A 12385-nucleotide genomic window follows, 5' to 3' on the forward strand; every position below is an offset into this window, starting at 1 on the left:
CTGTATAAAAGCAAGAAGCGTGTGTAAAAATTGACCTTTTCAACTTTTACACACGCTTCTTGCTTTCACCTGTTTTTCTATTCCAATTACAACTAGAAAAGTTACGACTTAAGAGAAAGCCTGATTGCTAATCTATATATTTTTCTACAAAGGAACGAACACGATGAGTATATTCTTCAGGCTCGTTCAGATAAGACTCGGCATGAGCTGTCTGAGGAACAATCCACAAATCCTTAGGTTCCGGCTTGGCTTTATAGACTTCATAGACCATCCACGTAGGAACGTAATCATCTTTATCACCGTGAATAAACAACATTGGTTTCTGGCATTTTTCTACCTGTCGGAGTGCAGATGCTTCATGGAAATTCCAACCATTCTGCCAATCACACAAGATACTTGCCGTATATAGCAAAGGAAATGCAGGAAGACCAAATTGTGACTTTAATTCTTTTTTGAACTGATCCCATACGCTGGTGTATCCACAGTCTTCTACAAAACAAGATATATAATCGGGCAGTGGCTCTCCAGATACCATCATAGTGGTAGCAGCACCCATTGAAATACCGTGTACTACAGCTTTCAGCGAATCGCCGAAGAGGGAAGGAGCTGTATCAATCCATTGTATTACATCCTTACGGTCTAGCCATCCCATTTGTATGGCATCGCCTTCACTTAATCCTGTATAGCGCAAATCGGGCAACAAGATATTATAGTCGAGTGAGTGATTGTAAAGATAACCTATATGAAACATGCGGATCGCATTATCTGTATACCCATGAACAATCACTGCCGTATGTCGGGTAGGACGGGAAGCGTATGCGTAAAAAGCATGCAGACGGATACCATCCGGAGCTGTAATAAAAGTATCACGCAGAGCATGATGCTGCTGCAAGCTGTCTATCCAGGGGGTGATATGAGGATAGGTCTGTTTCATATATTGCATAGATCCTTCCATATCTTTTCCCCGGTTGATGGGGCGTAGGGAGTAATCAATCATATAAAGACTTCCACCAATTATACTTCCCAAGACTACCAGTACGATTATACCGATAACTCCAATTCGTTTTTTATTCATAGATGTTCTGTTATTGATTCCAGATTTCCCATGCTCCAAAAGCTTGCAGAAGCAACATTTCAAGACCGTTCTTTACTACAGCACCTTGTTCAGTTCCTTTTCTCATAAAAAGAGTTGTGTCTGGATTATAAAGCAAGTCATATAGCAAATGCTTGGGAGTAAGACAGTGATAAGGAATATGCGGATATTCATCGGCCTTAGGATACATACCTACGGGAGTACAATTCACAATGACCTTATACTCTTCCATTAATTCCGGAGTCAGTTCCTCGTAAGTAATGGTAGTTTCATTATGTCGTCCTCTTGATACAAAAAGACATTCCAATCCTAATTTCTTCAATCCGTGATATACAGCTTTCGAAGCTCCTCCGGTACCCAATATTAACGCTTTAGTATGATAGGGCTCCAATAACGGTTCTATTGAACGAGTAAATCCAATCACATCAGAATTATAACCAATCAATTTACGCTTTCCGTTTACAAGTTTTAGTTTGATGACATTGACAGCTCCAATTCCGGCAGCATCCGAGTCTAATTCATCCAGATACGGAATCACTTGTTCTTTATAAGGGATAGTCACATTAAGTCCAGCTAAATCCGGATTCTCGGCAATGATCTTGGGAAAGTCGTTGATAGTAGGAATCTCGAAATTAACATATTCGGCATTAATCTTTTCGGATGCAAACTTTTCATTAAAGAAATTTCTTGAGAAAGAATGTCCAAGCGGATAGCCGATTAAACCGTATTTTTTCATCGCTGTATTAAACTTTAAAAAGAAACAAAATATTATTTGGTTGCAAAATAAAGTGTACAAGTTCCCATTGTCAACCGTTTGAATTCTACCTGACTGAATCCTGCTTTACGGATGATTTTCTGCATTACTTCTCCTTGAGGGAATGCTTTGATAGACTCGGGAAGATAAGTATAGGCACTTTTGTCCTTAGAGAAAAGTTTACCCAAAGTTGGTATCACAATTTTGGAGTATAAGGCATACAACTGTTTCATTGGGAACCATTCAGGTTCAGACAATTCAAGAATAACCAAATGTCCCCCCGGCACCAATACACGATACATTTCTTTCAACCCTTGATCCAGATTTTCAAAATTTCGGATACCAAATGCCACGGTAATAGCGTCGAAACGATTGTCGGAGAAAGATAAAGCAGTACAGTCTTCTTTAGCAAACGAAATTTGCCGGTCCAGTTTTTCCCGCTTTACTTTTTCACGCCCTACATTCATCATACCCTCCGATATATCCGTCCCGATAAGCTCCTGAGGCTGCAATATACGGCAGGCTTGTATAGCAAAGTCTCCAGTTCCGGTAGCTACATCCATCATATGTTGCGGATGGAAAGGTCTCAGTCGGTTAATCGCCTTCTTACGCCAGCTTTTGTCGATGCCTAAGGAAAGCATATGGTTCAAGTTATCGTATGCAGGAGCAATGGTGTCGAACATCTTTTCTACTTGTACGGCTTTGCTTTCGTCTTCATTATAAGGTTTGATTTTTTCTTGTGGATACTGAGACATGGATAAAGAGATTTAATAAGACAAATGCAGAGGATAAAGCAGTATGGCCTTACCCCCTGCATATTAAAAACAGATTTATTTTGTAAGATATTCGGTTACGTTCTTTTCGATACGTGCTGCAATGCTATCAGTATCTGCCTTTACAAAAGTTTCGCCTGTGATGTGCTCATACAATTCGATGTAGCGTTCGCTGATAGAATTTACAATTTCCGGAGTCATTTCAGGAACTTGCTGACCTTCTTTACCCTGGAAACCGTTTGCCATCAACCATTCGCGTACAAACTCTTTAGACAACTGTTTCTGAGGTTCACCTTTTTCGAAACGGTCTTGATATCCTTCTGAATAGAAGTAACGGCTTGAATCTGGTGTATGAATTTCGTCCATCAAATAAATTTCTCCATTGTGCTTACCGAATTCATATTTAGTATCTACCAAAATCAATCCACGTTCTGCAGCCATCTGAGTACCACGTTCGAACAAAGCCAAAGTATATTTCTCCAGCAATTCGTATTCTTCCGGAGTAGCCAGTCCCTGAGCAAGAATTTCTTCTTTAGAAATATCTTCATCATGCAAGCCCATTTCAGCTTTTGTGGTCGGAGTAATGATAGGATGAGGGAATTTCTCATTTTCACGCATACCTTCAGGAAGAGTTACGCCACAAATTTCACGTACACCACTTCTGTAAGCACGCCATGCGCTACCACACAAGTAGCCACGAACAATCATTTCTACAGGAAAACCTTTACACATAACTCCCACTGTAACCATAGGGTCTGGAGTTGCCAGTTTCCAGTTAGGACAGATATCTGTTGTTGCATCCAGGAACTTAGCTGCAATCTGATTCAGCATTTGTCCTTTATAAGGTATGCCTTCAGGCAATACGACATCGAATGCAGAGATACGGTCGGTTGCTACCATTACCAGCTTTTCATCATTGATGTTATACACATCGCGTACTTTTCCATGATAGACACTTTTCTGACCAGGAAAATTGTAATCTGTTTTTGTTAATGCTTTGCTCATATCCTTTTATTGTTTAGTTATGAATAAGATTATTTATTGGGTTCTTCAGTTGTAGTTGTTTTCACTTTAGTTTTGACGCGTTCCGCCTTTTCTTTTTCCTCAAACTTCTCGTATGCTTCTACAATACGGGTTACCAGCTTATGGCGAACAATATCCTTTTTGTTCAGTTCAATGAAACTGATACCTTTCACACCCTTCAGAATTTTCATAGCCTGTACAAGACCCGATGTTTGTGAAGAAGGCAAGTCGATCTGTGTCATATCTCCAGTCACAATCATCTTGGTATTCATACCCATACGGGTAAGAAACATTTTAATCTGCTGAGTGGTAGTGTTTTGTGCTTCATCCAGAATGACTACCGCATCGTTGAGTGTACGTCCACGCATAAATGCAAGAGGGGCTATCTGAATGATATTCAATTCCATATATTCTTTCAGTTTTGCCGCTGGAATCATGTCTTGCAATGCATCGTACAGAGGTTGCAGATAGGGGTCGATTTTGTCTTTCATATCACCGGGAAGAAAACCTAACTTTTCTCCCGCTTCTACAGCCGGACGGCTGAGAATGATTTTCTTTATTTCCTTATTCTTTAAGGCACGCACAGCCAGTGCAATGGCCGTATAAGTTTTACCGGAACCTGCCGGACCAATTGCAAAAATCATATCGTTCTTGTCGAACTCTTTTACAAGCTTTTGCTGATTGGCGCTGCGGGAAGTAATGGGCTTTCCGGTCACACTATATACAATTACATCGTTGTTTGTTTCTGTCTGTGGCTTTTTACCCTTAACGATATCCAGTATAACTTCTTCGTTCAGCGAATTGTATTGCACACAATATTTTTCCAGTGCAAGAATTGCCTCTTCGAATGCACACATTTCTTCTTCATCACCCATTACTTTAATGACATTGCCTCGTGCTACCACTCTCAGTTTAGGGAACAAGGCCTTTATCATTTGTATATTGGTATTGTTGATACCGTAAAAAATAACAGGGTCTATATCTTCTAATACAATATGTTTCTCAATCATTTGTATAAATCTTCATTATAATCAAACAGCCATTCGGCATCTTCTAAAAACGGATGATGCTTATCTTTTTCAGACAAGATAACTTTGTCGGAAGGTATGCGCCAGTCTATTCCTAAAGCCGGATCATTCCAGGCAATGGCTCCTTCACTTTGTGGTGCATAAAAATTGTCGCATTTATATTGGAAAATAACTTCATCAGTCAGTACACTGAATCCGTGGGCAAATCCCCTTGGTATAAAAAACTGAAGATGATTATCTTCGCTTAATTCTACGGCTACATGTTTTCCAAAAGTAGGAGAGCCTTTACGAATATCTACAGCCACATCCAGCACTGCTCCCTTTATGACACGTACCAGTTTGCTTTGTGCAAAAGGTGGTTTCTGGAAATGCAATCCTCTCAATACTCCATAGCTTGATTTGCTCTCATTATCTTGTACAAAATGTATATTCCGTACTTGAGTATTAAAATCTCGTTCCGAGAAAGATTCAAAAAAATACCCGCGAGCATCTTCGAATATTCTCGGCTTTATAATCAATACGTCTTTTATTTCAGTTTTTATAATTTCCATTATAATCAATGTCCTCTATCGGCTTATTTTACTTCTTCTATGAGTTTCAATAAATATTGTCCATATGGATTCTTTTGCATAGGCAATGCCAATTCGCGTACTTTATCTGCAGAAATCCATCCCTGACGAAAAGCAATATCTTCCAGACAAGCAATTTTCAAGCCCTGCCGTTTTTCAATCACTTCAATATAAGTAGCAGCTTCGGCCAATGAATCGTGCGTACCTGTATCCAGCCAGGCAAACCCTCTTCCCAATGTCTGCACTTTCAGCTTTTCTTCAGCGAGAAAAATTTGGTTTACAGTCGTTATTTCCAATTCTCCACGTGCTGAAGGCTTAATACCTTTTGCTACCTCAATTACCTTATTAGGATAAAAATACAGACCGGTTACTGCATAGTTCGATTTTGGACAAGTTGGTTTTTCTTCAATAGAAAGACAATTTCCTTCATCATCAAAATCGGCAACACCATATCGTTCCGGATCGCTCACCCAATAACCAAAGACAGTAGCCTTATCTTCTTTTTCTGCAGTACGAACGGCCTCTTTCAGCATTTCAGTAAACCCGTTCCCTTGAAAAATATTGTCGCCCAAGACTAAACACACAGAATCGGTTCCTATAAACTTCTCACCAATGAGAAAAGCCTGTGCCAATCCGTCTGGTGAAGGTTGTTCTGCGTATTCAAATTTTACCCCTAAATCGCTTCCATCTCCCAGCAGGCGTTCGAAATTAGGCAAATCATTTGGAGTAGAAATGATTAATATCTCACGTATACCGGCAAGCATCAGTACCGAAATGGGATAATAAATCATTGGCTTATCAAAGATTGGTAAAAGCTGTTTGGATACCCCTTTGGTAATAGGATAAAGTCGTGTTCCTGAGCCACCGGCTAAAACAATACCTTTCATGTTTACTTCATTAGAGATTTTGGTCTACAAAGTAAGAGTTTTTTTGTGTACTGACAAAGTTTTCCTATCGAAAATAGTATACTTCTAAAGATTCCCATATATTTGCATCCTGAACTTAAGTACCAAAAATATGAACAAACGACAATTTCTGATGGCTGCTATGTGTCTGATGGCTCTTGCCGGGTGCACGCAAAAAACAGAGCTACCAGAGAATCCTAAAGATCAGGAAGAATATAAAGACAGTCAGGGGAATAGCTGGATTTACAATGCCATGTTGATGCGTTGGGCACTGATGCCTTCACCTTTCAATGGCTTGACTACTACACATTATTATTATCCAAGCTCAAATTCGTGGACAGATGCCAATGGAGCCCGCGTCAATCCTCCTTCAAAAGTAAATATAAAACCCTCTTCGAAATCGAGTGGTAAAGTGTTTGGAAGTAAACATCGTTCTTTCGGTGTATATGGATGATAAATAAAGAATGATATGGAAAGACTAAACGCAATACCCCGTTCTGATTATAAGAATAAAATAGAGGCCTTGGGATTTGATTTTCACGGAAACTATTGGAGGGAAGAAGCATATTACCGATTTAATCCGAATGAAATAGAAGCAATAGAAAAAGCAACAGCAGAAGCTTATCGGATGTATTGTGAAGCGGCACAATATATTATTGAGGAAAAGCCGGAGTTTATGGAACGCATCCTTCGGATACCTCCTCAGGTGTGTGCACGTATCAAAGAATCCTGGGATAGAGATGAGCTGAGTTTATACGGACGCTTTGATTTTCTGTTGGATGAGAACGGCATTCCTAAAATTTTGGAATTTAATGCTGATACACCGACCTCCCTGCTCGAAGCTTCTGTGATACAATGGCAGTGGAAAGAGGATATGTTCCCCGAAAACGATCAGTATAATGGCATCCATGAAGGTCTTGTTCAATCGTGGAAAGATATTTTTCCCGCGGGCAGCGATATTCACTTCGCAGGTGTGCTGGATGAACATGAAGATACCGGAACGTTGCAATATCTGGCAAGCACTGCCATGGAAGCAGGTTTCTCTACCCGCGTTCTGGATATTAATGACATGGATTTGCAAGAAGGACGTTTTTACGACCCAAGCGGAGAGGTGATAAAACAATGTTTCAAACTTTATCCGTGGGAATGGATGGTAGATGAGAGTCCGGATGGGTGTTTGGCAGAAACAACATGGATAGAACCTATATGGAAACTGATTATGTCGAACAAAGCCATCCTGAGTGTATTGTTTGAATTGTTCCCGGATTCTCCCTATGTATTACCATGTTACTTATCCCGTCCGCAGAGTGGAGTGTTCTGTAAGAAGCCCGTATATTCCAGAGAAGGACATAATGTAAGTATTGTTGATATCCGTGAATGGAATGAGCAAGCTATCATCAAAGAAACAGAAGGAGAATATAACAACGGAGCATATGTTTACCAAGAGTATGTAAAACCTACCATGTATGGAGGCCGTTTCCCTGTATTGGGCTCGTGGGTGATAGGAGGGGAACCAGCCGGATTGGGTATTCGGGAAAACAGTACGGAAATTACCGATAACCTTTCGGAGTTTATTCCGCATATTATTGGATAAATCTAAGTCACGGAATCTTATCTGAAAAACAGATTAGCCATTATCTGGCAGATTTCAACTGCTGGATGATGGCTTAACTATGTCATAGCCGTAGATTCATGATTCTATTCGTTTATTCTATCCGACGACGTCGGATGTATAATTGACATCGCCGGCTATACAGCCAACAGCGTTGTCTGCGCAACCGACGGCGATGATTAAAACTTCCGACGCTTACCATCATCTTTTGTTCCTATTCCATTATGCCATTTATGCAATAAAATAAAAAAAGGCAAGCGTCGCAGACACTTGCCTTTCGAGGTTCCTGGCGGATTCGAACCGCCGTACACGGTTTTGCAGACCGCTGACTAAGCCACTCATCCAAGGAACCAATACTTGTTTTCTTGATTTCGCTTGCAAAGGTACGACTATTTTTGAAACCTGCAATACTTTGAACGAAAAAAAATCTTTCAAGACGTTTTTTCCTGTTTTATCTGCTTTTTGCCTACAATTTGAGCATAAGTAACCCTGTTTTAAATCTTATTTACGTAATACTCTTCGTTTTGTTTTCCTTATATCTATTTTTCTTTTAAATTTGCAGCCTAAATTTAAGGATGTTGCACCCTTATATGTAAAGAACTTAATAAAAATAACATAACTATGAGTAAGAAATTCACAGAATATTCACAGCTCAATTTATCAGAAGTCAATAAAGAAGTTCTGAAGAAATGGGATGAGAATGACGTATTCTCTAAAAGTATGACAGAACGTGAAGGTCATCCTTCATTTGTTTTCTACGAAGGTCCTCCTTCTGCCAATGGTATGCCGGGTATTCACCACGTAATGGCTCGTACCATTAAAGATACATTCTGCCGTTTTAAAACCATGAAAGGTTTTCAGGTAAAACGTAAAGCAGGATGGGATACTCACGGATTGCCAGTAGAACTGGGTGTAGAAAAAGCTTTAGGTATTACCAAAGAGGATATCGGAAAGACGATTTCTGTGGCAGATTACAACAAACACTGCCGTACAGATGTCATGAAATTTACAAAAGAGTGGACAGACCTTACTCATAAAATGGGATATTGGGTAGATCTTGACAATCCTTATATTACTTACGACAACCGTTACATTGAAACTTTGTGGTGGTTGCTGAAACAGCTGTACAACAAAGGTCTGCTGTATAAAGGATATACTATCCAGCCTTATTCTCCGGCAGCAGGTACCGGACTTAGTTCACACGAGTTGAATCAGCCGGGTTGCTACCGCGATGTAAAAGATCTGACTGTAGTAGGTCAGTTCAAAATGAAGAACCCGAAACCTGAAATGGCAGAATGGGGAACTCCTTATTTCATCGCATGGACCACTACTCCTTGGACACTGCCTTCAAATACTGCATTGTGTGTAGGACCGAAAATCGATTATGTAGCTGTACAGACTTACAATGGATATACCGGCGAAAAGATGACTGTCGTTCTTGCCAAACCATTGTTGTACGCTCACTTCAATAAAAAGGCAGAAGAACTGGCTTTGGAAGACTATAAACCGGGCGATAAGCTGATTCCGTTCAAAGTGGTAGGCGAATACAAAGGTACAGATTTGGAAGGTATGCAGTATGAACAGCTGATTCCATGGGTTAAACCGGTAGAAGCTACTGAAGACGGAAGCTGGAAGGAAGCTGCAGACAAAGCATTCCGCGTAATTCTGGGTGATTATGTAACTACTGAAGACGGTACAGGTATCGTACACATTGCACCGACTTTTGGTGCCGATGACGCCAATGTAGCACGTGCAGCGGGCATTCCTTCTTTGTTTATGATTAATAAGAAGGGAGAAACCCGTCCGATGGTCGATTTGACTGGTAAATTCTATCTCATCGAAGAACTGGATGACGCCTTTGTTAAAGAATGCGTAGATGTAGAAAAATATACAGAATACCAGGGACGTTGGGTGAAGAATGCATACGATCCTCAGTTCACTGTAGATGGTAAATACGATGAAAAAGCTGCACAGGCTGCAGAATCATTGGATGTATACATCTGCATGATGATGAAGCAGAACAATCAGGCATTCAAGATCGAAAAGCATGTACACAACTACCCACACTGCTGGCGTACAGATAAACCTGTATTGTATTATCCGCTCGACAGTTGGTTTATCCGTTCTACTGCTGCCAAGGAACGCATGATTGAATTGAACAAAACAATCAACTGGAAACCGGAATCTACAGGAACAGGACGTTTCGGCAAATGGCTGGAAAACCTGAACGACTGGAACTTGAGCCGTTCGCGCTATTGGGGAACTCCGCTTCCTATCTGGCGTAGCGAAGAAGGTGAAGAAATCTGTATCGGTTCTGTAGAAGAATTGTACAATGAAATAGAAAAATCGGTTGCAGCCGGTTTCATGACAGAAAACCCATATAAGAAACTGGGATTTGTGCCCGGACAATACGATAAAGAAAATTACGAAAAGATTGACTTGCATCGTCCGTATGTAGACGATATCGTATTGGTATCTGCTTCTGGTAAACCGATGAAGCGTGAAACCGACCTTATCGATGTATGGTTCGATTCAGGAGCTATGCCGTATGCGCAGCTGCACTATCCGTTCGAAAACAAGGAAATCGTAGACAACCGCTCTTATTATCCGGCCGATTTCATCGCGGAAGGTGTTGACCAGACTCGTGGATGGTTCTTTACTCTGCATGCAATTGCTACTATGGTATTCGACAGCGTAGCTTATAAAAATGTAATCTCTAACGGATTGGTACTCGACAAGAACGGTAACAAGATGTCGAAACGTTTGGGTAACGCAGTCGATCCATTCGAAACTATCGAGAAATTCGGTTCAGATCCGCTCCGTTGGTATATGATTACTAACTCTTCACCTTGGGATAACTTGAAGTTCGACAAGGAAGGAGTAGACGAAGTTCGTCGTAAATTCTTCGGTACCTTATACAATACATATTCATTCTTTGCATTGTATGCCAATGTAGACGGATTCTGCTATGCAGAAGAGGAAGTACCGATGGCTGAACGTCCGGAAATCGACCGTTGGATTCTGTCATTACTAAACTCATTGATTAAGGATGTAGATGCTTGCTACAACGATTATGAACCGACAAAAGCAGGCCGTCTGATCAATGACTTCGTAAACGATAACTTGAGTAACTGGTACGTACGTCTGAACCGTAAACGTTTCTGGGGAAGCAGCATGTCAACAGATAAATTGTCTGCTTACCAGACATTGTATACCTGCCTCGAAACAGTAGCCAAACTGATGGCTCCTATTGCTCCGTTCTATGCAGACCGTCTTTATATGGATCTGATTGCTGCAACAGGACGCGACAATGTGGTATCTGTACACCTTGCCAACTTCCCGGTAGCCGACGAATCACTTATTAATAAGGAATTGGAAGCACGTATGCAAATGGCTCAAGATGTAACTTCTATGGTATTGGCTTTACGCCGTAAAGTAAATATCAAAGTTCGTCAGCCACTGCAGTGTATTATGATTCCGGTTATCGATGAAGCACAGAAACTTCATATCGAAGCTGTAAAAGATCTGATCATGAGTGAAGTCAATGTGAAAGAAATCCGTTTCGAAGAAGGAGCATCGGGCATGTTGGTGAAGAAAGTGAAATGTGACTTCAAGAAGCTGGGTCCGAAGTTTGGCAAACAGATGAAAGCCGTAGCTGCTGCTGTTGCAGGAATGTCACAGGAAGCTATTGCTGAATTGGAAAAGAACGGTCAGTATACATTCGCACTCGAAGGTGGAGAAGCTACCGTAGAAGCAGCTGATGTAGAAATCTTCAGTGAAGATATTCCGGGCTGGCTGGTTGCCAACGAAGGCACACTTACTGTAGCTTTGGAAGTAACTGTTACCGATGAATTGCGCCGCGAAGGTATTGCCCGTGAACTGGTTAACCGTATTCAGAATATCCGCAAGAGCAACGGTTTTGAAATAACAGATAAGATAAATATCACTTTATCTAAAAATTCAAAAACAGACGATGCGGTAAATGAATATAATAATTATATTTGCAACCAAGTTTTAGCAAATTCACTGGAACTGGCAGATGAAGTTGCAGAAGGAACAGAACTGAACTTCGATGACTTCTCATTATTTGTAAAAGTGACAAAGTTGTGATATGAACCTATTCACTCAGTCTTCGGACTGAGTGAATACTATTATTAATTTTAAAACCTAATTACTATGGCTGAAAAAACGAGATACTCTGACGCAGAACTTGAGGAGTTCCGTGCCATTATTATGGAAAAGCTTCAATTGGCTGAACGCGACTACGAGAAACTGAAAGGGAGTATAATGAACACAGACGGCAATGACACTGATGACACATCACCTACCTATAAAGTATTGGAAGAAGGTGCAAATACATTGTCGAAAGAAGAAACGACTCGTCTGGCTGCACGACAACTTAAATTCATTCAGAATTTGCGTGCCGCACTGGTGAGAATTGAAAACAAAACTTATGGAATTTGCCGTGAAACCGGTAAATTGATTCCTGCTGAAAGACTTCGTGCTGTACCACATGCTACATTAAGCATTGAAGCAAAGCAGCAAGGAAAGAGATAATATTTTTAAATTGACAATTGATAATAGACAGTTGGCAATTTCCATGCAGACAAGAGGTATGGCTTGATTGT

At 40.6% G+C, this 12385-nt stretch carries 11 protein-coding genes and 1 tRNA gene; 4 read left to right on the forward strand and 8 right to left on the reverse strand.

All coding sequences use genetic code 11. The features are described 5' to 3' along the window. Positions 1-127 precede the first annotated feature (127 nt). The 7 genes from WKU26_RS08960 to rfbA form a co-directional block, all read right to left on the reverse strand. Positions 128-1075, reverse strand: a complete 948-nt coding sequence (locus WKU26_RS08960; RefSeq protein WP_340321724.1) for an alpha/beta hydrolase — start codon at positions 1073-1075, stop codon at positions 128-130. A 10-nt stretch (positions 1076-1085) separates the two neighbouring features. Then, positions 1086-1829 carry a shikimate dehydrogenase family protein gene (locus tag WKU26_RS08965; RefSeq protein WP_340321725.1) on the reverse strand — a complete coding sequence of 248 codons (744 nt, stop codon included), beginning with the start codon at positions 1827-1829 and terminating at the stop codon, positions 1086-1088. A 32-nt stretch (positions 1830-1861) separates the two neighbouring features. After that, positions 1862-2602, reverse strand: coding sequence for a bifunctional demethylmenaquinone methyltransferase/2-methoxy-6-polyprenyl-1,4-benzoquinol methylase UbiE (gene ubiE, locus WKU26_RS08970; protein WP_340321726.1), 741 nt, complete (start codon positions 2600-2602; stop codon positions 1862-1864). Between the two features lie 75 nt (positions 2603-2677). After that, positions 2678-3625 (reverse strand): phosphoribosylaminoimidazolesuccinocarboxamide synthase, encoded by a 948-nt coding sequence (locus WKU26_RS08975; protein WP_269876366.1) that lies wholly within the window; start codon positions 3623-3625, stop codon positions 2678-2680. A gap of 29 nt (positions 3626-3654) precedes the next feature. Then, positions 3655-4653: a PhoH family protein gene (locus WKU26_RS08980; protein ID WP_269876367.1), complete on the reverse strand. Its 999-nt coding sequence runs from the start codon at positions 4651-4653 to the stop codon at positions 3655-3657. Further along, complete coding sequence (rfbC, locus tag WKU26_RS08985; protein ID WP_178266160.1) at positions 4650-5222, reverse strand: dTDP-4-dehydrorhamnose 3,5-epimerase; 573 nt, start codon at positions 5220-5222, stop codon at positions 4650-4652. The genes WKU26_RS08980 and rfbC overlap by 4 nt, the downstream gene beginning before the upstream one ends. A gap of 23 nt (positions 5223-5245) precedes the next feature. Next, on the reverse strand, positions 5246-6127 hold the full coding sequence (rfbA, locus tag WKU26_RS08990; RefSeq protein WP_340321727.1) for a glucose-1-phosphate thymidylyltransferase RfbA: 882 nt from the start codon (positions 6125-6127) through the stop codon (positions 5246-5248). Between the two features lie 130 nt (positions 6128-6257). On the opposite strand from rfbA, the gene WKU26_RS08995 reads away from it, so the two are divergent. Further along, positions 6258-6599: a hypothetical protein gene (locus tag WKU26_RS08995; protein WP_269876369.1), complete on the forward strand. Its 342-nt coding sequence runs from the start codon at positions 6258-6260 to the stop codon at positions 6597-6599. Positions 6600-6614: 15 nt separating this feature from the next. After that, complete coding sequence (locus tag WKU26_RS09000; protein WP_340321728.1) at positions 6615-7739, forward strand: glutathionylspermidine synthase family protein; 1125 nt, start codon at positions 6615-6617, stop codon at positions 7737-7739. A gap of 298 nt (positions 7740-8037) precedes the next feature. Here the strand turns inward: WKU26_RS09000 and WKU26_RS09005 are convergent. Next, positions 8038-8109 (reverse strand) — tRNA-Cys (locus WKU26_RS09005). A 269-nt stretch (positions 8110-8378) separates the two neighbouring features. Between WKU26_RS09005 and ileS the strand changes: the two genes are divergently transcribed. Together ileS and WKU26_RS09015 are read left to right on the forward strand one after the other, a co-directional pair. Next, positions 8379-11867: an isoleucine--tRNA ligase gene (ileS, locus tag WKU26_RS09010; RefSeq protein ID WP_340321729.1), complete on the forward strand. Its 3489-nt coding sequence runs from the start codon at positions 8379-8381 to the stop codon at positions 11865-11867. A 66-nt stretch (positions 11868-11933) separates the two neighbouring features. Continuing rightward, positions 11934-12314 carry a TraR/DksA family transcriptional regulator gene (locus WKU26_RS09015; protein ID WP_178266155.1) on the forward strand — a complete coding sequence of 127 codons (381 nt, stop codon included), beginning with the start codon at positions 11934-11936 and terminating at the stop codon, positions 12312-12314. Positions 12315-12385: the final 71 nt, after the last annotated feature.

Source organism: Phocaeicola sp. HCN-40430, assembly GCF_037890285.1.
Lineage (GTDB): Bacteria > Bacteroidota > Bacteroidia > Bacteroidales > Bacteroidaceae > Phocaeicola > Phocaeicola acetigenes.